At 63.5% G+C, this 19,346-nt stretch carries 22 protein-coding genes; 8 read left to right on the top strand and 14 right to left on the bottom strand.

The annotated features are described in order from the left end of the window. Window positions 1–85 precede the first annotated feature (85 nt). The gene (locus ACU0FH_RS21870) at window positions 86–556 is read left to right on the top strand and encodes a GNAT family N-acetyltransferase (RefSeq protein WP_446196797.1); all 471 of its coding nucleotides are present in this window, start codon (window positions 86–88) and stop codon (window positions 554–556) included. A 4-nt stretch (window positions 557–560) separates the two neighbouring features. On the opposite strand, the gene ACU0FH_RS21865 is transcribed toward ACU0FH_RS21870, so the two are convergent. From ACU0FH_RS21865 to ACU0FH_RS21855, 3 genes are all read right to left on the bottom strand, one after another. Continuing rightward, window positions 561–2,120, bottom strand: coding sequence for a trimethylamine methyltransferase family protein (locus ACU0FH_RS21865; RefSeq protein WP_446196796.1), 1,560 nt, complete (start codon window positions 2,118–2,120; stop codon window positions 561–563). A 129-nt stretch (window positions 2,121–2,249) separates the two neighbouring features. Next, window positions 2,250–2,939, bottom strand: a complete 690-nt coding sequence (locus ACU0FH_RS21860; RefSeq protein ID WP_446196795.1) for an HAD family hydrolase — start codon at window positions 2,937–2,939, stop codon at window positions 2,250–2,252. Between the two features lie 3 nt (window positions 2,940–2,942). After that, the gene (locus ACU0FH_RS21855; protein WP_446196794.1) at window positions 2,943–3,227 is read right to left on the bottom strand and encodes a DUF3572 domain-containing protein; all 285 of its coding nucleotides are present in this window, start codon (window positions 3,225–3,227) and stop codon (window positions 2,943–2,945) included. A 94-nt stretch (window positions 3,228–3,321) separates the two neighbouring features. Between ACU0FH_RS21855 and ACU0FH_RS21850 the strand changes: the two genes are divergently transcribed. After that, window positions 3,322–4,719, top strand: coding sequence for a diguanylate cyclase domain-containing protein (locus ACU0FH_RS21850; protein WP_446196793.1), 1,398 nt, complete (start codon window positions 3,322–3,324; stop codon window positions 4,717–4,719). 10 nt (window positions 4,720–4,729) lie between these two features. Here ACU0FH_RS21850 and ACU0FH_RS21845 read toward each other — a convergent pair whose 3' ends face one another. The 4 genes from ACU0FH_RS21845 to ACU0FH_RS21830 all read right to left on the bottom strand — a co-directional run bounded on the left by ACU0FH_RS21845 (window position 4,730) and on the right by ACU0FH_RS21830 (window position 6,847). Further along, complete coding sequence (locus ACU0FH_RS21845) at window positions 4,730–5,209, bottom strand: periplasmic heavy metal sensor (protein ID WP_446196792.1); 480 nt, start codon at window positions 5,207–5,209, stop codon at window positions 4,730–4,732. 1 nt (window position 5,210) lies between these two features. Beyond that, the gene (locus ACU0FH_RS21840) at window positions 5,211–5,573 is read right to left on the bottom strand and encodes a hypothetical protein (protein ID WP_446196791.1); all 363 of its coding nucleotides are present in this window, start codon (window positions 5,571–5,573) and stop codon (window positions 5,211–5,213) included. Next, window positions 5,560–6,135 (bottom strand): RNA polymerase sigma factor, encoded by a 576-nt coding sequence (locus tag ACU0FH_RS21835; protein WP_446196790.1) that lies wholly within the window; start codon window positions 6,133–6,135, stop codon window positions 5,560–5,562. Before ACU0FH_RS21835 ends, ACU0FH_RS21840 begins: the two co-directional genes overlap by 14 nt. A gap of 205 nt (window positions 6,136–6,340) precedes the next feature. Further along, the gene (locus tag ACU0FH_RS21830) at window positions 6,341–6,847 is read right to left on the bottom strand and encodes an EF-hand domain-containing protein (protein ID WP_446196789.1); all 507 of its coding nucleotides are present in this window, start codon (window positions 6,845–6,847) and stop codon (window positions 6,341–6,343) included. A 191-nt stretch (window positions 6,848–7,038) separates the two neighbouring features. Between ACU0FH_RS21830 and ACU0FH_RS21825 the strand changes: the two genes are divergently transcribed. Both ACU0FH_RS21825 and ACU0FH_RS21820 read left to right on the top strand, forming a co-directional pair. Further along, window positions 7,039–7,464 (top strand): DUF983 domain-containing protein, encoded by a 426-nt coding sequence (locus ACU0FH_RS21825; RefSeq protein WP_446196788.1) that lies wholly within the window; start codon window positions 7,039–7,041, stop codon window positions 7,462–7,464. Between the two features lie 24 nt (window positions 7,465–7,488). After that, a complete protein-coding gene (locus tag ACU0FH_RS21820; protein ID WP_088635565.1) occupies window positions 7,489–8,184 on the top strand; it encodes an NUDIX hydrolase in 696 nt (231 codons plus the stop codon). 4 nt (window positions 8,185–8,188) lie between these two features. On the opposite strand, the gene ACU0FH_RS21815 is transcribed toward ACU0FH_RS21820, so the two are convergent. Both ACU0FH_RS21815 and ACU0FH_RS21810 read right to left on the bottom strand, forming a co-directional pair. Then, window positions 8,189–9,088, bottom strand: a complete 900-nt coding sequence (locus ACU0FH_RS21815) for an EamA family transporter (protein WP_446196787.1) — start codon at window positions 9,086–9,088, stop codon at window positions 8,189–8,191. A gap of 14 nt (window positions 9,089–9,102) precedes the next feature. Further along, complete coding sequence (locus tag ACU0FH_RS21810; RefSeq protein WP_446196786.1) at window positions 9,103–10,029, bottom strand: fatty acid desaturase; 927 nt, start codon at window positions 10,027–10,029, stop codon at window positions 9,103–9,105. 105 nt (window positions 10,030–10,134) lie between these two features. Between ACU0FH_RS21810 and ACU0FH_RS21805 the strand changes: the two genes are divergently transcribed. Next, window positions 10,135–10,995, top strand: a complete 861-nt coding sequence (locus tag ACU0FH_RS21805) for a helix-turn-helix domain-containing protein (protein WP_446196785.1) — start codon at window positions 10,135–10,137, stop codon at window positions 10,993–10,995. 145 nt (window positions 10,996–11,140) lie between these two features. Here the strand turns inward: ACU0FH_RS21805 and ACU0FH_RS21800 are convergent, their stop codons facing one another. The 4 genes from ACU0FH_RS21800 to ACU0FH_RS21785 all read right to left on the bottom strand — a co-directional run bounded on the left by ACU0FH_RS21800 (window position 11,141) and on the right by ACU0FH_RS21785 (window position 14,941). Continuing rightward, window positions 11,141–11,902, bottom strand: a complete 762-nt coding sequence (locus tag ACU0FH_RS21800; protein WP_446196784.1) for an SDR family oxidoreductase — start codon at window positions 11,900–11,902, stop codon at window positions 11,141–11,143. Further along, window positions 11,899–13,374 (bottom strand): carnitine 3-dehydrogenase, encoded by a 1,476-nt coding sequence (locus ACU0FH_RS21795; protein WP_446196783.1) that lies wholly within the window; start codon window positions 13,372–13,374, stop codon window positions 11,899–11,901. Before ACU0FH_RS21795 ends, ACU0FH_RS21800 begins: the two co-directional genes overlap by 4 nt. A 74-nt stretch (window positions 13,375–13,448) precedes the next feature. Further along, window positions 13,449–13,940, bottom strand: coding sequence for a lipocalin family protein (locus ACU0FH_RS21790; RefSeq protein ID WP_446196782.1), 492 nt, complete (start codon window positions 13,938–13,940; stop codon window positions 13,449–13,451). A gap of 89 nt (window positions 13,941–14,029) precedes the next feature. After that, the gene (locus tag ACU0FH_RS21785; RefSeq protein ID WP_446196781.1) at window positions 14,030–14,941 is read right to left on the bottom strand and encodes a 3-keto-5-aminohexanoate cleavage protein; all 912 of its coding nucleotides are present in this window, start codon (window positions 14,939–14,941) and stop codon (window positions 14,030–14,032) included. An 81-nt stretch (window positions 14,942–15,022) separates the two neighbouring features. On the opposite strand from ACU0FH_RS21785, the gene ACU0FH_RS21780 reads away from it, so the two are divergent. Beyond that, window positions 15,023–16,015: a GlxA family transcriptional regulator gene (locus ACU0FH_RS21780; protein ID WP_446196780.1), complete on the top strand. Its 993-nt coding sequence runs from the start codon at window positions 15,023–15,025 to the stop codon at window positions 16,013–16,015. A 40-nt stretch (window positions 16,016–16,055) separates the two neighbouring features. Here the strand turns inward: ACU0FH_RS21780 and ACU0FH_RS21775 are convergent, their stop codons facing one another. Beyond that, window positions 16,056–17,099 carry an aldo/keto reductase gene (locus ACU0FH_RS21775; RefSeq protein WP_446196779.1) on the bottom strand — a complete coding sequence of 348 codons (1,044 nt, stop codon included), beginning with the start codon at window positions 17,097–17,099 and terminating at the stop codon, window positions 16,056–16,058. A 109-nt stretch (window positions 17,100–17,208) separates the two neighbouring features. Here ACU0FH_RS21775 and ACU0FH_RS21770 point away from each other — a divergent pair, with 109 nt between their 5' ends. Together ACU0FH_RS21770 and ACU0FH_RS21765 are read left to right on the top strand one after the other, a co-directional pair. Beyond that, window positions 17,209–17,859, top strand: coding sequence for an ImuA family protein (locus tag ACU0FH_RS21770; protein WP_446196778.1), 651 nt, complete (start codon window positions 17,209–17,211; stop codon window positions 17,857–17,859). Window positions 17,860–17,994: 135 nt separating this feature from the next. Continuing rightward, window positions 17,995–19,230, top strand: coding sequence for an MFS transporter (locus ACU0FH_RS21765; protein ID WP_446196777.1), 1,236 nt, complete (start codon window positions 17,995–17,997; stop codon window positions 19,228–19,230). Window positions 19,231–19,346 lie beyond the last annotated feature (116 nt).

The raw sequence follows: 19,346 nt of genomic DNA, 5'->3' as shown, positions 1-19,346 counted from the left end.
CGAACCTGCCGCTTACCGACGGCAAATAACGCTATATTTCGGTTTTCCGCCTTGCCGACCGCCGGAAACCCGCTCAGATAGACCCATGTTCACGCCGACACGCCACGCCCCCGATGATCCGGATCTTGATCGCATCCTGGCCCTGATCCGTGAAAATTTTGCCTATATGGAGGGCCGGATCGATCCACCCTCCTCCATGCATCGGCTCACGCGCGGGGCACTGGCCAAGGCATGTGAGACGGGTGAGGTCTGGTCGCTTGGCCCGCCGCCCCGCGCTTGCGTGGTGCTGACGTTCAAGCCAGATGCGCTTTACATCGGCAAGCTGGCGACCGACAAAACTCTTCGCGGCCAAGGGCTTGCACGTCAGTTGATTGCCATAGCCGAGGATCGCGCCCGCGCCCTTGGCCTGCCCCGGCTCGAATTGCAAACGCGGGTGGAGCTGGTCGAAAACCACCATGCCTTTGAAAGGATGGGTTTCGTCAAAACCGGCGAAACCGCGCATGACGGCTATGACAGGCCGACCTCGATCACCATGCAGCGTCCCGTAACCCCCTGACAGATCAGAAGTCGGTCGGCGCGCCGCCCTCCTCCTTGCGCCGCGCGACAAAGGCGGCCAGTTCCTCGCGGATCGCCGCGTCCATCGGTGGCTCTTCGAAATTCTCGATGATCAGTTTGAACAGCGCATGCGCGCGTTCCGGCGTCCAGACCGCACCCGCCGCCTCCCAGCCCTCATAGTTCTTCCAATCACTTAGGAACGGCTGGTAAAACGCTGTTGTATAACGATCTTGCGTGTGCTGCGTGCCAAAGAAATGACCCGCGTTGCCCACCGATTTTATCGCATCCAGGGCGATTTCATCCGGTCCGGTCGCAAAGATTTCGGGCTCCATATAGCGCTGGATCTGCTGCAGGACCTCACAATCCATGATGAATTTCTCGGGGCTCGCGATCAGCCCGCCTTCCAGCCAGCCCGCCGCGTGATAAACCATGTTGGTGCCCGACTGCACCGCCGCCCAAAGCGAGTTTGACGTCTCCCACATCGCCTGCCCGTCCGGCACATTCGCCGCACAGACGCCCGAGGACCGCATCGGCAGCCCGTAGAACCGCGCCAGTTGCCCGGTCATCTGCGTGGCGCGCATGTATTCGGGCGTGCCAAAGGCCGGCGCGCCGGATTTCATGTCGACGTTCGAGGTGAACGTCCCGATCCCGCAGGGACAGCCGGGCCGGACGTATTGGAACAGGGCAATCGCGCACAGCGCCTCGGCGATGGATTGCGCCACAGCCCCCGCCATCGTCACCGGCGCCATCGCACCGGCCAGCGTGAACGGGGTCACGATCACCGCCTGCCCGCGCCGCACCAGCCGGAGACAGCCGTCGATCATCGGATGGTCGTGCTTCAGCGGCGAGGTCGAGTTGATATTGGTGTACATATGCGGCTTGGCTTCGAATTCCTCGTGGCTTAGCCCGCCCGCGATGCGCACCATCTCCATCACGTCCTCGACCCGCTCGGCCCCAAGCGAATAGGCGTGCATCACTTTGTCGGTGAGCGTCAGCTTGTCATAGAGCACGTCCAGGTGGCGCACGCTCGCGTGGATGTCGACGGGTTCGACCGGGTAGCCGCCAGCGAAATGGATGCAGTTGAAATACTGCGTCAGTTTCAGCATGTTGGCGCACATTTCCCGGGTGCCCGCCACCTTGCGGCCGATCGACATGTCCCAGTAATTCGGCGGCGATGAGACATTGCCGAACAGCATGTATTTCCCGCCCATGATGATCTCGCGATCCGGGTTGCGCGGGGTGATGGTGAACTGCGACGGTGCTTTGCCGAGCATCTCCATCACGAATGCGCGCTCCATGCGCACCACGTCACCGTCGACGCGGCACCCGGCCTCGCGCAGGATTTCGAGCGCCTCTTCGTTCAGGAAAGCCACGCCGATCTCTTCGAGGATGCGCATCGCGCCCTCGTGGATCGCGGCCACCCCTTCTTCCGAGAGCGGTTCGGTCGGGCGGTCGACGTTGATCGGCAGCCGCCACGGCATCTGCTCGATGACAGCCCCGCCACGCCGTGCTGCATTGCCGGCCCGGCCACCGCCGCGTTTGCGCCTGCTCAACGTATCACCCATGACGACCTCCGCTTGTTGCGCATTCAGAAGGCCAAAGCCGTCAAAAGCTTTCCGCGCCAATTGCGACAGGATCTGTCGTTTTCGGATAGAGGCCAGCCATTTCGGCCTTTGGTCCCCCTAATTGACGGGTCAGCGCCCCAGCCATGCGGGGATATGCCCGATATCGGGCAGCACCACATCCGCATGCGGCGCCAGATCACCCTCGACCGCCATGCCGGTCAGCACGCCGATGGTCTTCATCCCCGCCGCGCGTCCGGCAAACAGATCATGGGTACTGTCGCCCACCATCACGATCCGCTCTGGCGCGACGCCGATCTGCTTGGCAAAGGCCAACAATTGGCCCGGCGCGGGCTTGGCCCCGTGACCGCTGTCGCATCCGGCGATGAAATCGAACATCCCGCGCACGCCCGCCTCGTCCAGATGGGCCAGCGCCGGGCTTTCCGCATCATTCGTCGCCACCCCAAGACGCAGGCCAAACCCTTTCAACTGCTCAAGAAAAGCCGCCAGCGGCACAGCTTCGGCCTGCGGCGCGATCTCGGCCTCTTCGTTCAGCATCCGGAACAATTCCTCGCGGCTCATCTCAGGGAAATGGGGCGCGAGGACCTCGGTCACCTCCACCGGCGTACCCGCGATGACGATGCTCTCGGGCGAGAACTCCCGCGCCTCCAGATCGAACCCGATGGCATGGCCGATCCTGGCCGCGCGGGCACGATCGCCATCCGTCGCGCGCAGAAGAAACCCTTCGGCCCAGGACACCCAGGTCGCCGCGAAATCGAACAGCGTGCCGTCCTTGTCGAAAATGATCGCCTCGATTGTCATGGGTCAGGTCCAGTTCATCTGCTCACCGCCGGGCAACGCCGCGCGCGCCATCATGATACGGTCATAGGGGGTTTCGTTCGCGTCGCAAAACGACACGATCCACGCGTCGTCCATCAACAGGAAATCCAGCACGGATCCAAGGAAAACCGGGTCTCCTGCCCGTTCTCTCAGGTCGGTTTCGCTGGTGCCGCTCGAGCCGAGGAAAACCGGCAAAAGCTCGTCCTGAGACAAGAGCCAGCCCAGCGCCTGGAGCGCCAGAACCTCGGCGGCTTCGGTGGAGAGTGACAAATCGCAGCCCCTTTTCAGTCAGCGGAAACAGTTTGTTAAGGTCTCTCGTCAACATTGTCATTCAAATAATAATCGAATTCGGAAAGGCTCCGATGTGCTTGGTACCATCCTTATCCTAGATGGAATTTCCACGAACCGAATCATGTTAAAGGTTCAATTGTCGGCCTCTTATTACCATGTTGTGCAGGCCGACCGGATTGCCGACCTGCCAAGCCTGCTGCGCCGCTGCCGGCCCGATCTGATCCTCACCGCGATGCGCCTGCCCGATGGCAACGCGATGGATGTGGGGCGCATCATCGGCCAGCCCGATCTTACCCCGCGCATTCCGATCATCGCCATCGCCGCCGAAAACGACAAGGAAAGCCGCATCGCCGCGCTTGCCTCGGGGATCGAAGACGTGATCAACCAGCCGATCAGCGACCGCCTGCTTCAGGCCCGGATCCGTTCGCTTATGCGCGCCCGCCTCTCCGAGGAAGATCCCTATCTCTCCGCCGTCGCCACCCGCGAATTCGGGTTCTCCGAACCGGTCGCCAGCTTTGGCCGCAAAGCCCGCGTCACCGTCATCAGCAATGACAGCCGCACGGCCCTGCGCTGGCAAATGGCCCTCAAATCCGAAGGACGGCATCATTTCACGGTTCATCCCAGCAACGACATACAGGCGCTGCTGGCGGACCCGGTCGCCGATGCCTTCGTGATCGAGGTGTCGAACGCGCCGCATCTGAACGGGCTTCAGATGATCTCCGATCTCAGGGCGCGTGCCTCGACCCATCACGCGGCCATGATCGCGGTGGTCGATCCGGCCAACATGGAACGCGCGGTCGAGGCGCTCGATCGCGGCGCGCATGACGTGATGCAGAACGGGTTCGACCCGGCGGAACTGATGCTGCGGCTCGACAAGCAATTGCAGCGCAAGGCAAGGTTCGACCAGCTGCGCGCCTCGGTCCGCAGCGGGTTGCGCGACGCGGTGCTCGACCCGATGACCGGGCTTTACAACCGTCGCTATGCGCTCCCCTACCTAAGCCGGACCCTGCGCGAGGCGGTGCGCGATGGCACGCAATTCGCGCTTTTGCTCGCCGATCTCGATCACTTCAAGCGGATCAACGATGAATTCGGCCATCTCGCAGGCGACGCGGTGCTTGTTGAAACCGCCGACCGGCTGCACGGGCTGATGCGCCCGATCGACATGCTGGCCCGCGTCGGGGGCGAGGAATTCATGATCGTCATGCCCTGCATCGACAGTGCTTCGGCGACCGAGGTCGCAGGACGGCTTTGCCGCGAAATCAACGCGCGCCCCTTTGTAATCAAGGACCATCACGAACCGGTGCCGCTCACGATCAGCATTGGCGCGATGGTGGGGCTGCCCGGCAACATCCTGCCCTCCGATATCGAAGGCAGCGCGAAATCCCTCATCGAGGAAGCAGACCGCGCGCTCTACCAAGCCAAGAACGGCGGCCGGAACCAAGTCATGCTGTCCCCGGAACAGGCGGCCTGATCCGGCGCTCTCAGGGCTTTTTGCGGCTGGTTTTCTCTTCGATCACCCGGTCGAGCCGTTCGACATACTCGGCCCGCTCGCCCGCATCCATCGCCGCGATACGTGCGACCCAGTCCACCTGTGCCTGCTCGATGAAATCGTGGCGCTTGTCGATCTGGCGACGCATAGCGTCTTCCAGTGCCGCGGAATCGAAAGGTTCGGCGATCAAAAGGGCTCGGATCTCGGCGAAATCCGACTGTCGTTCCGCATCCCTGACAAGGCTGTCCCGCTGATGCATCGCCTCGCGGATCTCGCGCTTGTCCTCGCGCGGCAGCGCCCGGAACAGCGCCGCCCCGACCGAAGGCGGACGGTCACGGTATCTTGTAACGTCATGGCCGTGGCGCATGACCGCGCCCACCATCAAGCCAATGAACAGAAGGTTCGCCGCCAGCGACAGGATCAGCACGATACGGAACCGGCGCGACCGGCCGGGTGTCACATCCTCAACCATCTCAGAAATCCTCTGCCATCGCCATTTGCAGCGTCTCGCTGGCAAACAGATCGACCTGCGTCTCGGTGTTCTGCATCAGGATCGCCACCGGATCGGGCATCGCCGCCGGGGGTGCAAAGCCCATCCAGACACCGGCGGCACAGGCGGCCGCCAGCCCGCCGATCCCGGCCCAGCCGCCCAGCACCTCGCGCAGCCGCTCGAAGAAACCGGTTTGGCCAGCGGGCGCATTCAACGCGACCCCGCCCTGCACCCGCCCGGCATCCGCCAATATGCGCGCGCGCAATCCTTCGGGCAGGACGACACTGTCACGCCGCGCGGCGTCGAAAAACGCGTTCAGATCGCTGAGCTTGTCATCCATGTTCATACCCCAGTTCTTCCCTGCGCCCGGCCAGCAAAGCCGCGAGCGCCCGTTTGCCCCGGGCCGTCAGGCTCTCGACGGCTTCGGTGCTGATATCCATGATCCCGGCGATCTCCGGGTTGGACAATTCCTCTATATGGCGCAAGACCACCGCTTCGCGTTGCCGCTCGGGCAGTTGCATCAGCGCCACCTGCAACGCGTCCACGCGCGCCGCGTCCTGCATCTGTTCTGGTGCCGTGGGCGCCGGATCGGCCGGTTCGGCAACCTCGTCGATCGAGGCCATGCCCCCGCGCCGCCGACGCTTGAGATCGATACAAAGGTTCAGCGTCACCCGGTAAAGCCAGGTCGACACCTTGGCCGAGCCGCTTTCCCAGTCTGGCGCCACCCGCCAGAGCCGCATCATCGCATCCTGCACCACGTCCTCGGCTGCGGCCGCATCGCCCAGCACCCGCAGGGCCACCGCATAGCTGCGCGGCGCCAGACTGTCGGTCAGCGCCCTGGCGGCGCGCGGATCACCGGCGGCAAAACGTTCCAGCCACTTGGCATCGGGATCCTGGATGGACGTCATAGAGGGCGATACTTCCGTTTTCCTGCCAGCCGGTCGCTGATCCCGGGGCCGGGCTGCGGTGCCCGCCGCGGGCACCGTCCTCGCCGGGGTCAGGCTGCTGACCCTCTTCCTTGCATGTCCGGCCGGTCCCGGCCAGACCCATGCCGGTTCCCGGGACACGCCGTCCTGCGGCAAGCCGCTCAGAATCGCGCGTCCCGGCACCGGATCAATCCTGCGGCGCGGGTTTCGCTTCGCCCTTGTCGCCCCGCTTCATGTGGCCGTCACCGTGACGCTCTTTCATCCGCTCCTGCATCTGGGCGAATTCCTCTTCCGAGATGGCTCCGTCGTCATTGGCGTCGACCCGGTTGAACATCCGCTCGGCGCGGTCCTTTGGGGGCTGCGGCATTTCCTCGGCGGAAATCATGCCGTCGCCATCCTTGTCAAAGCGCTCGATCATGCCGTCGACCCGCGCTTCGGCCCGCTTCATCGCACCGGCCAGCATCTCATCGCGGTCCAGCACGCCATCACCGTTCGCATCGCCTTCGTTGAAACGATCCATGCGATGGGCTTGCATCTCTTCCATGGTGATGCCGCCATCGCCATTGGTGTCGAGCGACTCAAAGCTGATCGGCTCGGGACGCGGGTGCATACGGCCCTCGGCCAGAACCGACGTTGCCGTCACAGTCGCTGCGACAACCAGAATGCCCGAGATAAAACCTTTATAATTCATCATATCTTTCCTCTTTACTCGACCGGCTTGTCCCGCCGACCATACACTTCAAACGCGACCCCCCCAGGTTTCCGTCGCATCGCTTTCGGATTTTTTTTGCCCGCCCGGCTTTGCGACATCGCGACGCAACGGCGACCTGCCCCCTTTCGGATCGCGCATCAAAGCGTATTTTCTGCGCAAGGAGTACGATTGCCATGAGCCATGATACCATTGTGACGACCCCATCGGAGCTGCCGCAAACCGATGAGAAGGCGGACGGACGCCCGCTGAAACCAGCGCTGTGGCGTGGCTGGCGGCGTAAATGCCCCAATTGCGGCTCGGGTCCCCTGCTCAAGGGCTATCTCAAGGTGAACGACAGTTGTCAGGTATGCGGAGAGGAATTCTTTCACCACCGCGCCGACGACGGCCCGGCCTATCTGACGATCCTGATCGTCGGCCATCTGATGGCGCCGGGACTGCATTTCGCCTTTGTCACATGGCGTCCGGAACCGATGACACTCTTCACCATTTTTGCGGTTGGCTGCGTCGGTTTATCCCTCTACCTTCTGCCCAGACTGAAAGGGGCGATTGTCGGCTATCAATGGGCGCGACAACTCTATGGCTTCGGGAAAACCGGCTAAGAGACGCCCCGCGAAGGGGGGCGAATGAGCATAGACAAATCGGCAATCCGGAACGCAGCCACGGTGATCGTGCTGCGTGACCGTCATCATGAACCTGCCATTCTGATGGGCCAGCGCGGCGCAAAGGCCGCCTTCATGCCGAACAAGTTCGTCTTTCCCGGCGGCGCCATCGACCCGGGCGATGCCGAGATCCCTCTGGCCCGCCCGCTGCCCGCGCTCTGCAGCGAACGCTTGGCCGAAAACGCCGAACCGGGGCTTCAGCACGCGCTGGCTGCCGGGGCGATCCGCGAATTGTGGGAGGAAACCGGCCTCGTGCTCGGCACGCCCGGCGACTGGCCCATGGCCCCGCCGCCCGACTGGGAAACCTTTGCCGCCACCGGCCACCTGCCCTCGGCCGAGGCGCTGCAATTCGTGTTCCGCGCGCTCACGCCGCCGGGCCGCCCGCGCCGCTTCGATGCGCGGTTCTTCCTTGTCGATGCCACCCATATCCAGGGCGATCTGGATGACTTCGACGCCGCCTGCGACGAGCTTTCACACCTGCAATGGATCAAGCTGACCGACGCGCGCAATTTCGACCTGCCCTTCATCACCGAGGTGGTTCTGGCCGAGGTCGAGGCCCGCGTACGCGATGAAAATCCACCCGAATCCGTGCCCTATTTCCACAATGGCGCCGAAGAGAGCCTTTTCCTGCGCCTCAAGGGTTACCCGCAACCGGACTAGGCCCTTAGATCACCGCGATCAGCACAAGGATCGACAGACCCAGCAGCGCCATGCCGAACAACTCGCGCATGGAGACTTTCTCGCGGAAGAACAGCACTGTCGCCAGCAGCGAAAGCACCATCTCGATCTGGCCGAGCGCGTTCACATAGGCGGCGTTCTGCAAGGTAAAGGCCGTGAACCAGCAGAACGACCCCGCCATCGAGGTCAGCCCGATCCAGACCGCCGTGCGCCGCGCCGCCCAGACCGCACGGATCTCGGTCGGCTCGCGCCAAGTCAGCCAGATCGCCATGGCAATCATCTGCATCGTCACCACCGCCGCCAGCGTGATCCCGGCCCGCTCGGGCGCTGCAAGGTCAAGCTGCAGCGACGCGCCGCGATAAGTCACCCCCGAGATCGCGAAAAGCACGCCCGATCCCAGCCCCAGCAACGGCCCGCGTGAGGTCAGCTGCCGCCACCACGGCCCGGTGATCTCGGGCGTATTCGACAGGATCAGCACCGCGATCAACCCGATCAGGATAGCCAGAAACGCAGGCAGGCTCACCCCCTCGCCCAGCACCACCCAGCCGACCAGCGCGGTCTGGATCACCTCGGTCTTCTTGAAGGTGATCCCCACCGCGAAATTGCGCTGCTTGAACAGCATCACCACAAAGACCGTCGCAAGGATCTGCGTCAGCCCGCCGACCGCGGCAAAGCCCCAGAATGCCGGCCCCAGCGGCGGCAGCGATTTCCCGGTGGCGTAGAGATAGATCGCAAACGCGATCAGCACGAAAGGCGCAGAATAGAGAAACCGCGCGAATGTCGCACCGGCGGCACTGAGCCGCGTGGTGCTCAGCGTCTTTTGCAGCATGAACCGCGCCGTCTGGAACGACGCGGCCGCTAGCGTGACGGGGATCCATAATTCCATGCCATGCTAATGGCTTACTTTCCCGGGCCCCGCCAGAGCGGATGCACCACCGGATCCTTTGCGCGCAGGAAAAAGCGTCGGAACACCTCGCCATATGACCGGTAGGTATAGCCCTTGTTGATCGCCAGAAAGCGCGCCCGCCCCGCCCGGTAGACCGCGGGCAGCCGGTACCACGGAACGCCGGGATGCATGTGGTGGACCAAGTGCAGGTTGTTGTTCAGGAAAAGAAAAGCCAGCACACCACGATCCTCGATGATCACCGAGCGGCCGCGCACCTTTTCATGGGCCTGATGCTCAAGGAATGTGCGGATGCGCAGCACGCCCAGCGCGATGTAGCAAGCCACGAGATAGGCCCAGAGCGGCATCGGCGACAGCCAGACCAGCGCCAGCACCACCGCCACGCCGATCAGATGCGCGATCCACGCCCGTAACACGCCCGCTTCCCGGGCCAGGATCAGCCGCAGTTCTGACACCATGAACACCACCTGCCCGATGACCGGCCCAATCAGGACGCGCCCCGCCAGCGTGTTGTTGACCCTCAGCAGCCTGCGCTGCCACATGGGCAGTCGCGCCCAGACCACCGGGTCGAGGTAATTGCTTTCGGGATCGTCGTAAGGATCGGTCAGGTTTGAGTCGCGGTGATGCGCCAGATGCAGATCGCGGAACCGCGCATAAGGCACGCTCAGCGATAGCGGCAGGAACATCACCGCCTCGTTCCAGAAACGGCTACGAAACGGATGACCATGCAGCGCCTCATGGGTCAGCGATGAATGCAGAACGGCGGCAAAGGAAATCACCGGTATGCCCCAAGCCCCCAGAGGCGCGGCTGCCCAGAACAAGGCCCCCAACCAAGTTCCGTAACATCCTGTTATCAATAGGAATGTAAACCACTCCACCGTCGGCGCGCGGTCCTGTACCCGCGCGCGTGTCGCAATTGTCATTGTTGTTTTTCCGTGTCTGTCCCGCCTCCAGTAAACAGCATCACAAAACTGTGACAATTCGGTTTACAGTAAACAAATCTCCACAGTGATGATAATTATAAACATATGATCGAAAAAATGGACAAAAGGGTTAGGGCTGCCCAATTCCGCGCCCGCCTCGCAGACGCAATGGCGCAGACCGGCACCACGCAAAGCGAGCTGTCACGGCGGATCGGGGTGGACCGGTCGACCATTTCCCAGCTTCTGGCGGATGAGGGGGCGCGACTGCCCAATGCCCATGTGGTGGGGGCCTGCGCCTCGGTGCTCGGGGTGTCCGCCGACTGGCTGCTGTCCCTCTCGGACCGGCGCGAAAGCGCGGCGGAACTCATGGCCGGCTCGCTCTCGCTCACCGAGGCCCCGCGCGCGCTGGTGGATGAGAAAATCTTTGACTGGCACAAAGAGGCGGCGGGCTACAAGATCCGCCACGTGCCTGCCTCCCTGCCCGACATGCTCAAGACCCGCGCCCTGATCGAATGGGAATACAAACCGCATCTTGGCCGCACCGCCGATCAGGCCATCGGCGCTTCCGAGGACCGGCTGCAATGGATGCGTGGCTCGGCCTCGGATTACGAAATCTGTATCCCGATCTACGAGCTCTACTGTTTCGCGCAAGGCATCGGCTATTATCACGATCTCGATGCCGGGGTGCGGCGCGAACAGATCGATTTCCTGCTTGACCTCTGCGACCAGCTCTACCCGCGCCTGCGGATCTATCTCTTTGATGCGAAACGGCTATATTCCGCGCCGATCACCATTTTCGGCCCGCTGCTCTGTGTCTTTTATGCAGGTGGACATTACATGGCCTTCCGCGACAGCGACCGCATCGCCACCTTCACCGGCCATTTCGACATGCTCGTGCGCGAGGCCGATCTCTCGGCCCGACATTTCCCCAAACATCTTAAACGCCTGCGCGATTTTGTCCGGTAAAGGTCAACACTTGCCCGGGGCGGCAAATCTAATCAGAGGAACGCGCCGCAGGCGCCCCGCTGAACAACACCCTCTCGGCAAGCGCAACGCCTGCGAGGGCATGCCAAATAAACAAAAAGAATGCGCCTACAGGCGCGCCCCTTGATTACACCTTTGGGTCCGGATTCACCGTAAACCCGTCTACCGCGATCACCTGACCCGACACCAGCCGCGCCCCCTCGCTGCCCAGAAACACCGCCATATCCGCGATATCCCGTGCCTCGACGAAGCGGCCCATCGCGGTGCCGCTGGCATAGCCGTCATAGACCTGATCGCGGGTCATCCCTTTGGCCGCCGCTTCACGTTGCAAGACGCCCTCCATACGCGGCCCTTCCACCGCGCCGGGGCAGATCGCATTGGCGCGGATGCCGTACGCGCCCAGCTCCATCGCGAGCGTTTTCATCAGCCCGATCACCCCCCATTTCGCCGCCGAATAGGGCGAGCGATTGGGATAGCCATATTGACCGGCAGTCGAGGAGGTCACCACAATCGATCCGGCCCGCCCCTGTTTCAACAGAGGTATGGCGTGTTTCGCGGTAAGAAACGCGCCATCCAAAGTCACCCCCAGACAGGCGCGCCAGTCCGCCAGCGCGACATTCTCGACCGAGGCCGTCGGCCCGGCGATCCCGGCATTGATGCACAGAACATCCAGCCCGCTCCACTTGCCCGCCACCTCGGCAAACAGCGCCTCGACCGCAGCCTCATCGGACACATCCGTCAGGCTGGTCGCCCAGCTATCGGGACAGGCGGCCAGCGCGGCCTCGTCCACATCCGAAACCCAGACGTCGAACCCAGCAGCGTCAAAGGCCTCACCCATGGCGCGGCCGATCCCGCCCGCGCCCGCCGTGATCAGAACCCGGCGTTTCACTTCGGTGCCCGGATCGCGCTGCCTGCCCCCTCTGGATAGGGCAGCCCGGCCTGCGCCTCGGCGATCTTGGCCATCGCCGCCGACACCGCCTCGGACGGCTCGCAAGGACGGCGCGTCTCAAGGCTCACATGCAGCAGGAAGCTCTCGCCCGTGGCCAGCAGCTTGTCACCCGCATACATGGAATGGAACAGGTGCAGCTTCTTGCCCTTGCCCAAGAGCATCTGCGTGCGCACCTCGATCCGCTCACCCGCCCTAACCTCGTCGAGATGGCGAATATGGGTCTCGGCGGTGAAATAGCTCATGCCACCTTCGATATACTCGTTATTGGCGCCGATGAGGTCCATAAACCGGTCGGTCGACTGGGCAAAGGCATCGAGATAGCGCGATTCCGTCATGTGCCCGTTGTAATCCGTCCAGTCGAGCGGCACCGCCCGTGACAGCGTCACGATCGGCTGGCTCAGATCGCCCATCGCCTCAAGCGGGGTGCCGAGCGGAGTGCCACCCTTCAGCAGCGTGTCATGCGATTTCAGCAAAGCGCCCGCGCCCCAGTCCTGGGCCTTGAGCGCCCGCATCATGGCCACAAGGTTATTGTCGCGGATGCGTTCGAGTTCGCGGATCGAATAGGCCCCGGACTGTTCGTCCGACTGCCCGGCGATCAGGTCGACCAGCTCGTCATTGAACTCGGGCACATCCATCAGCTTGGTCCATGGGAATTTCAGGCAGGGCCCGAACTGCGCCATGAAATGCTTCATCCCCGCTTCGCCCCCGGCCACGCGATAGGTCTCGAACAGCCCCATCTGCGCCCAGCGAATGCCAAAACCATAGCGGATTGCATTGTCGATCTCTTCAGTCGTGGCGATCCCGTCCTTCAAGAGCCACAACGCCTCGCGCCACACCGCTTCAAGGAAACGGTCGGCGATATGCGCGTCGATCTCTTTCTTCAGATGCAGCGGGTAAAGCCCAAGCCCGGTCAGCTCTGCCTTGGCCGCCTCGATGAAATCGGCGTCATTCTCCTCGGTCGTCACCACTTCGATCAAGGGCAGCAGATAGACCGGGTTGAACGGGTGGGTCACGATGATCTGCCCCGGCGCGTCCGCCCCCTGCTGCAATTCGCTCGGCTTGAAGCCCGAGGTCGAAGACCCGATCACCGCGCCCTTGTCGCAATGCGACTGGATCTGCGCGAATATCTTGTGCTTGAGTTCCAGCACTTCCGGCACGCTTTCCTGGATCCAGACCGCGCCCTTCAGCGCTGCGCCCATGTCGTCGTGAAAGCTCAGCTTGCCTTCCTCGGGCAACGGAGCATCCGAAAGCCCCGGCAGCGAGCGCCGCGCATTGGCCAGCACTTCACCGATCTTGCGCTCGGCTTCCGGGTCGGGGTCGAACACCTGCACGTTCCACCCGTTCAGCAGGAACCGCGCGGCCCATCCGCCGCCGATCACCCCACCGCCAACTATCGCTGCTGTCTTTGTCATATCCTGTCTCTCTTCTTTCTCGGGCGGGTGCGCGACCTCTGCCCGGCCCGTTCATCCAGCCGCCGAAACGCGGCCTATTTCGCCATCTCCAGCTTGTTCAGGTCAAACCCGTACCAGTCGAGGATGTCCCGCGCCGCCGCGATCCGGTCGGGCGATCCGCCCGGGCTGCGATCAAGGATCTGCCCGAAGGTGCCCGCCCGGTCGCTGATCAACACGGTGCGGTAATCCGCATCCGTCCAGAGCACCCAGATCTCGTCTTCGACATCGCTGCGCCCCACCGGACGCAGACGTCCCGGTTTGATAACCTCAAGCGGTGCAAAACGCGCCTCGGGCGCGCCCGGCCCACCCACGGCAAAGGTCTCGGCCGTGCCGTCCCAAGCATAGCTGACCGGCAGCGCATGGGGCGCCTGCCCCTCAGCCGCGAAAGCCGCGACAACATAGTAGGTCCCGGCAAACTCTGCCGGTTCGAACCGTGTCGTCGCCGCAATCGGCGCCTCCGGGTCGCGATAGCCCGGCGCCTCGGCAAGCCCGCCACACCCGGCGAGCAACAGCAAAAGCCCCGCCAATGCTGCACTGCGGCGGTGTACAGGGGGTGTACGGCTTGTGCACGGCTTGTGCATGCCTGTCACCGCCCCCTTCCACCGCCCCTCAGCGATCACTTGGGCATCCGCTTGGTCAGGCCAAGTTTCTCGCGCACGGCTTCCGGTCCGATGACCTTTGCGCCCATGCTCTCGATGATGGTCTTCGCCCGGTCGACCAGCTGCCAGTTCTCGGCCAGCACGCCTTTTTCCAGCCAGAGGTTGTCTTCCAGACCGACCCGCACATGGCCGCCCGCCAGAACCGAGGCCGCCACATAGGCCATCTGGTTGCGCCCGAGGCCAAAGCCGGAAAAGGTCCAGTCGCTTGGCACGTTATTGACCATCGCCATAAAGGTATTGAGGTCGTCCGGCGCGCCCCAAGGCACGCCCATGCAAAGCTGCACCAGCGCCGGGCTGTCAAGGATACCGTCCTTAACCAGTTGTTTTGCATACCACAAATGGCCGGTATCGAAGGCTTCGATCTCGGGCTTCACACCCAGCTCGGTCATCATCGACCCCATCGCCTGCAACATGCCCGGCGTGTTCACCATCACGTAATCGGCCTCGGCGAAATTCATCGTCCCGCAATCGAGCGTGCAGATCTCCGGCAGGCATTCGACCACATGCGCCATGCGCTCCTTGGCCCCGATCATGTCAGTCCCGGCCTCGTTCAGCGGCAGAGGCGCGTCGGGCGAACCAAAGACGATATCGCCCCCCATCCCGGCCGTCAGGTTCAGCACCACGTCCACGTCAGCGGCGCGGATCAGGTCGGTAACCTCACGATAATATTCGACTTTCCGGCTCGGCGTGCCGGTTTCCGGGTCGCGCACATGGCAATGCACCACCGCCGCCCCTGCCTTGGCCGCCGCGATCGCGCTGTTAGCGATCTCTTCAGGCGAGCGTGGCACATGCGGGCTGCGGTCCTGGGTTCCCCCGGATCCGGTTACGGCACAGGTGATGAAAACCTCTTTGTTCATTTCCAGCGGCATCGCTTTTTCCTTCTTGTCTCTTTGGCGCGGATCATGCCGTGACTTGGCGCACCCTACTTTGCATGATACGAATCCGAATTGATGAAATCCGCCAAAAACATCTTTCAGCCAAGCCGGACTCCCCTGCGCGTCGCCGCCCTCGTGCTGAGCGACTGCAACACGCTGTCCTTCGCCGCCGCCATCGACCCGATGCGCGCCGCCAACCGGCTCGGCCCCGGCAAGAGTTTTGAGTGGCACTATGTCACCGCAACCGACAGCCCCGCCACACTCACCAGCGGGTTACAGGTCCCGGCCAACCCGATCTCGCGGCTCGAATCCTGCGACCTGCTGCTGGTCATCGCCGGTTTCAATCTCGAAACCCATGCCACCCCGGCCCTGATCGCCAGCCTCCGCCGCATCGCCGCCAGCGGCGCCACCCTCGCTGGCATCGACGGCGGCCCCTGGCTCATGGCCCGCGCCGGTCTGCTCGACGGCTACCGCGCCACAACACACTGGGAAGACTTGGAAGATTTCGCCATCCGCTTCCCGGCCATCACCGTCCTGCGCGACCGGTTCCATATTGATCGCGCCCGGATGACCAGCGGCGGCGCCACCCCGGCAATCGACATGATGCTGCACCTGATCGGCGCCCGTGGCGGCGAGACTCTTGCCTCCCGCGTCGCCGGGGTCTTCATCTACGACAGCACCGCCGACCCGGCCCGCGCCCAGCGCCGCACCGGCCCAAGAGTGCGCCACTCGGCCCTCACCGCCCGCGCCAGCGCCCTGATGGAAGACAACCTCGACACGCCCCTAACCATTGCCGCCATCGCCAGACACACCGGCACCAGCCCCCGCGCGCTTCAGGCGCAGTTCCGCACCCGGCTTAGCACAACCCCGCAGGCGCATTACCTGCACCTGCGCCTGACAGAGGCGCTCCGCCTGGTCACCGACACCGACATGCCCCTGACCGCCATCGCCCTGGCCACCGGCTTCGCCTCGCCCGCCAGCTTCTCCCGCGCCTTCCACAAGGCCCACGGCAGCGCCGCCCGCCGCCTGCGACAGAGAGCTAAATCCCCTGCTTCTTTGGGTTCTTAAAATATCCCCGCCGGAGGCTCCCGCCGCCGCGCCAGACGCCTCAGTAAGGCATGGGATGGGCCCGGTGCGCCTTGTCGATCTCACCCATGACCTCTTCCGACAGAACCACGTCAACCGAGCCCAGCGCCACTTCCAGCTGATCCATCGTCGTCGCGCCAAAGATCGCCGAGGCCATGAAGGGCCGCGTCCGACACCAGGCCAGCGCCATGTGAACCGGGTCAAGCCCGTGTCGCTCGGCGATATCCACATAGGCTGCAACCGCCCCGTGCACCCGCGGCGTCATGCGCCCGCCCAGATCCGACACGATGGACTTGCGCGAGCCCTCAGGCACCGCACCGTCAAGGTATTTGCCGGTCAGAAGACCCGCCGCCAGCGGCGAAAAGGCGATCAGCCCCACATCCTCGTTCACGCTCAGCTCGGCCAGATCCGTGTCATACAAACGGCAGAGCAACGAATATTCGTTCTGCATCGTCGCCACGCGGGGCCAGCCGCGCTCTTCCGAGATCCGCAGGAACTGCGCCGTACCCCAGGCGCTTTCATTGCTCAGGCCGAAAAATCGGATATTGCCCTTGTCCACCTGCTTTTGCAGCGCCTCAAGGCAGTCCTCCATGTTCGCGATGGTCTCATCCTTGTTCTGGCCCGAGGGGTCATAGGTCCAGTTCTGGCGAAACATGTAGCTGCCCCGGTTCGGCCAGTGGAACTGGTAAAGGTCGATCACATCCGTCTGCAACCGCTTCAGCGACCCTTCAACCGTTTCCGGGATCGTCTTGGACGAAATCGGCGCGCCGTTCCGCGCCCGGGAGCCCTCCCCGGAATGTTTGGTGGCGAGCACGAATTCATCGCGCCGCCCCTTGTTGGCCGCGTTCCAGTTACCGATGATCTCTTCGGTGCGCCCGATGGTCTCGGCGCGGATCGGGTTCACCGGGTACATCTCGGCGGTGTCGATGAAATTGATGCCCGCGGCCAGCGCCCGGTCGATCTGGGCATGGCCTTCGGCCTCGCTGGTCTGGGTGCCGAAGGTCATGGTGCCAAGGCACAGTTCGGAAACGGTCAGGCCGGTGCGGCCAAGCGGGTTCATCTTCATCGGGAGGATCCTTTTTTGTCGCGCCCGACCCTAACCGCCCGGATACCGATGGCAACCGCAAAGCGCAGGTCAGCCTTGAGAACGAAACAGGAACATGTAAAATCTCCCCATGACGACTCATCTCTTCGATTCCCTCGCGGCCCCGCACCGCCCGCTCCAGATGCTGCATCGCGACATCGGGCTGGCCAAGACCCGTGTCCACGAATGCTGCGGCGAATCCCGCCACACCTTTGCCGTCTGGCTGGCCGGCCGGATGGAGGGGACGGTGATGTGGATCTCGCCTGCCTGGCAAAAGGAAAAGCTCAACCCCGACGGCATGTGGCCCTTTGTCGATCCGGGCCGGTTCATCTTTGTCGATCCGCGCCGGGCCGAGGATCTGCTCTGGTGCATCGAAGAGGCGCTGCGCTCGGGCGTGGTCCCGCTGGTGGTGGCCGACCTGCCTGCCCCGCCCAACCTGACGGCGGTGCGACGGATGCACCTAGCCGCCGAACAGGGGGCGGAAAGAACCGGCAATCCGCCGCTTGGCCTGCTGGTCACGCCCGGCAATGGCGGCGCCCCGGGGGTGGAAACCCGCTGGGCCATGTCGGCGGCCTATCTCGGGAAAATCCCGCGCTGGCATCTCGAACGGCGCCGCGCCCGGACCGAGCCGGTGAAATCATGGACCGCGATCATGCGCGCCCCCCGCACCGAGATGGAGGTGACCCCCGGCGCGCCCGTCCTGACTTACACCCCGCCGGACGTGCCGCTCAAATACATCTAGCCAGAACGCATTTACCGGCCGGGGCGGTTTCCGGTCGACCTCTCTGCCGGAAGTGGTCACAAGGGCCAAGAACGACATCTCCCCGTCGAAAAGGGGCAAGCCTGCCCGGTTCCCAGAGGCTCTTTGTAGCACGTCATGCGCCTGATCATTTCCTTCGCCGCCCTTTTCCTCTCTGTTTTGCTTCTGCAACTGTCCTCGGGCGGCGTCGGCCCGCTCGATGCGCTGTCCGGGCTCGAGCTTGGCTTTACCACGACGCAAATCGGTCTGCTCGGCTCAGCGCATTTCTTTGGGTTCTTCATCGGCTGCTGGTGGGCACCGCGTCTCATGGGCAGCGTCGGACATTCGCGCGCCTTTGCCGCCTTTACCGCCACCGGCGCCATAGGGCTGCTGGCGCATATGCTGGTCGTCGATCCCTATGCCTGGACGCTGATGAGGGTCATGTCCGGTCTCTGCGTTGCGGGCTGCTATACGGTGATCGAGGCATGGATGCAGGACAAGGTCACCAACGAAACCCGCGGCCGCACCACGGGCGCCTACCGTGTCGTCGATATGAGCGGCTCTCTCGTGGCGCAGCTTATGATCGGGGTGCTCGCCCCGGCCAGCTATGTTTCCTACAACATCCTCGCGATCCTTTGCTGTGCCGCGATCCTGCCGCTGACCCTGACCACAACCCGTCAACCCGAAACGCCCGAGGCCCCGCGGCTGCGGCCCTGGCTCGCGGTGGAACGCTCCCCTCTGGCGGCGGCCGGGGTGATTGTCGCCGCGCTCTCCAGCGCCTCGTTCCGGATGGTTGGCCCGATCTACGGACAGGAAGTCGGGCTGAACCCGGGGCAGATCGGCTGGTTCCTCGCCTCCTTCGTTCTCGGCGGTGCGCTGGCGCAGTTCCCCGTGGGTCTCCTCGCGGACAAGTACGACCGGCGCTGGGTGCTGATCTGGCTCTCGGTCGCGGCAATCGCCAGTTCCGCGCTCACGATGGGTGCGCAGGGGTTCGGCACCGTCGGTGTGATGGGCGCGGCTTTTGTCTTTGGGCTGACCACCTTTCCGATCTATTCCATCGCCTCGTCCCACGCCCATGACTTTGCCGACAGTTCCGAACGGGTCGAGCTTTCGGCGGCGCTGATGTTCTTTTACGCGCTCGGTGCCATTGCCGCGCCCTTTGCCGCGTCAAGCCTGATCACCGCCTACGGCCCCGACGCCCTGTTCACCATGATCGCCATGGGCCATGTCATTCTGGTCATTTTCGGCATCGCCCGGATGCGCGCGCGCCCCTCGGCCACCACGCGGACACCTTACCTGTATGCCCCGCGCACATCCTTCCTCATCGGTCGCCTGATGGGCCGCAGCCGGGACAGCTCCACCTCGAAAAGATGAGCTTACGCAACGCTGCTCTACCTGCGTAACGCATAGGTTTCCCTTCGGGAAACACAGTTTCATCCCAGACGAAACGCTTGAAATCATTCAGAAAATGACATTGTGGCAAAACTGTG

It is taken from the genome of Heliomarina sp. (assembly GCF_052826185.1).
The sequence above is the reverse complement of the archived record's forward strand: the minus strand, read 5'-3'. Positions and strand labels throughout refer to the sequence as shown.

Excerpts from the sequence above, each read along its gene's own strand:
- ACU0FH_RS21870 (WP_446196797.1), top strand. The coding sequence starts at position 86 with ATGTTCACGCCGACACGCCACGCCCCCGATGATCCGGATCTTGATCGC.
- ACU0FH_RS21865 (WP_446196796.1), bottom strand. The coding sequence starts at position 2,120 with ATGGGTGATACGTTGAGCAGGCGCAAACGCGGCGGTGGCCGGGCCGGC.
- ACU0FH_RS21860 (WP_446196795.1), bottom strand. The coding sequence starts at position 2,939 with ATGACAATCGAGGCGATCATTTTCGACAAGGACGGCACGCTGTTCGAT.
- ACU0FH_RS21845 (WP_446196792.1), bottom strand. The coding sequence starts at position 5,209 with ATGGTTGAGGATGTGACACCCGGCCGGTCGCGCCGGTTCCGTATCGTG.
- ACU0FH_RS21840 (WP_446196791.1), bottom strand. The coding sequence starts at position 5,573 with ATGAACATGGATGACAAGCTCAGCGATCTGAACGCGTTTTTCGACGCC.
- ACU0FH_RS21835 (WP_446196790.1), bottom strand. The coding sequence starts at position 6,135 with ATGACGTCCATCCAGGATCCCGATGCCAAGTGGCTGGAACGTTTTGCC.
- ACU0FH_RS21830 (WP_446196789.1), bottom strand. The coding sequence starts at position 6,847 with ATGATGAATTATAAAGGTTTTATCTCGGGCATTCTGGTTGTCGCAGCG.
- ACU0FH_RS21825 (WP_446196788.1), top strand. The coding sequence starts at position 7,039 with ATGAGCCATGATACCATTGTGACGACCCCATCGGAGCTGCCGCAAACC.
- ACU0FH_RS21820 (WP_088635565.1), top strand. The coding sequence starts at position 7,489 with ATGAGCATAGACAAATCGGCAATCCGGAACGCAGCCACGGTGATCGTG.
- ACU0FH_RS21815 (WP_446196787.1), bottom strand. The coding sequence starts at position 9,088 with ATGGAATTATGGATCCCCGTCACGCTAGCGGCCGCGTCGTTCCAGACG.
- ACU0FH_RS21810 (WP_446196786.1), bottom strand. The coding sequence starts at position 10,029 with ATGACAATTGCGACACGCGCGCGGGTACAGGACCGCGCGCCGACGGTG.
- ACU0FH_RS21805 (WP_446196785.1), top strand. The coding sequence starts at position 10,135 with ATGATCGAAAAAATGGACAAAAGGGTTAGGGCTGCCCAATTCCGCGCC.
- ACU0FH_RS21795 (WP_446196783.1), bottom strand. The coding sequence starts at position 13,374 with ATGACAAAGACAGCAGCGATAGTTGGCGGTGGGGTGATCGGCGGCGGA.
- ACU0FH_RS21785 (WP_446196781.1), bottom strand. The coding sequence starts at position 14,941 with ATGCCGCTGGAAATGAACAAAGAGGTTTTCATCACCTGTGCCGTAACC.
- ACU0FH_RS21780 (WP_446196780.1), top strand. The coding sequence starts at position 15,023 with ATGAAATCCGCCAAAAACATCTTTCAGCCAAGCCGGACTCCCCTGCGC.
- ACU0FH_RS21775 (WP_446196779.1), bottom strand. The coding sequence starts at position 17,099 with ATGAAGATGAACCCGCTTGGCCGCACCGGCCTGACCGTTTCCGAACTG.
- ACU0FH_RS21770 (WP_446196778.1), top strand. The coding sequence starts at position 17,209 with ATGACGACTCATCTCTTCGATTCCCTCGCGGCCCCGCACCGCCCGCTC.
- ACU0FH_RS21765 (WP_446196777.1), top strand. The coding sequence starts at position 17,995 with ATGCGCCTGATCATTTCCTTCGCCGCCCTTTTCCTCTCTGTTTTGCTT.